Source organism: Burkholderia cepacia (assembly GCF_001039005.1).
In the GTDB taxonomy this organism is placed as follows: Bacteria; Pseudomonadota; Gammaproteobacteria; order Burkholderiales; family Burkholderiaceae; genus Burkholderia; species Burkholderia theae.
This window is the reverse complement of sequence record NZ_LDWR01000140.1, coordinates 1-750: the sequence shown is the minus strand read 5'-3', so window position 1 is coordinate 750 and position 750 is coordinate 1. Positions and strand designations below refer to the sequence as shown.

Here is a 750-nt window from a genome sequence, read left to right as displayed (position 1 = left end):
CGACGACCGTCCGTTCCTCGCGCGCCTGTCGCTGTTCGACTGGCTGTTCGCACTGGCGCTCGTGGTGGGCGCGGGCTATGCGCTCGCGCACTACAACGCGCACATGGATTACTACGACAAGGCGGTGATGATCGGCACCGTGCCGGCGCTCATCACGCTCGGCTGGCGCTGGAAGCCCGCGCGGCTGATGATGGCGTCGATCGCCGTGCTGTCGCTGCTGTCGATCCAGATCTACCAGGGCGATCTCGCGCGCGCCGATTCTGCGTTCTTCCTCAAATACTTCCTGTCGAGCCAGTCGGCGATCCTGTGGATGAGCGCGCTGTTCGTGCTCGCGACGATCTTCTACTGGATCGGCTTGCTCGCGCGCTCGCAAACGGGCGCCGCGATCGGCCAGAAGCTTACGTGGGTCGCCGTGCTGATGGGCTTCACGGGGCTGATGGTGCGCTGGTACGAGTCCTACCTGATCGGTGCCGACGTCGGGCATATCCCCGTATCGAACCTGTATGAGGTGTTCGTCCTGTTCAGCCTGATCACCGCGCTGCTCTATCTGTATTACGAAGGCCACTACGGCACGCGTGCGCTCGGCGCGTTCGTGCTGCTGGTCATCAGCGCCGCGGTCGGCTTCCTGATGTGGTATTCGGTCGCGCGCGATGCGCAGCAGATCCAGCCGCTCGTGCCCGCACTGCAGAGCTGGTGGATGAAGATCCACGTGCCGGCGAACTTCATCGGCTACGGCAGCTTCGCGCTGTC

General features: G+C 64.1%; 1 protein-coding gene. It reads left to right on the top strand.

Translation table 11 applies throughout. The annotated features are described in order from the left end of the window. The coding region (gene ccsA, locus VL15_RS38750; RefSeq protein WP_048252172.1) for a cytochrome c biogenesis protein at positions 1-750 on the top strand (750 nt) is incomplete at both ends.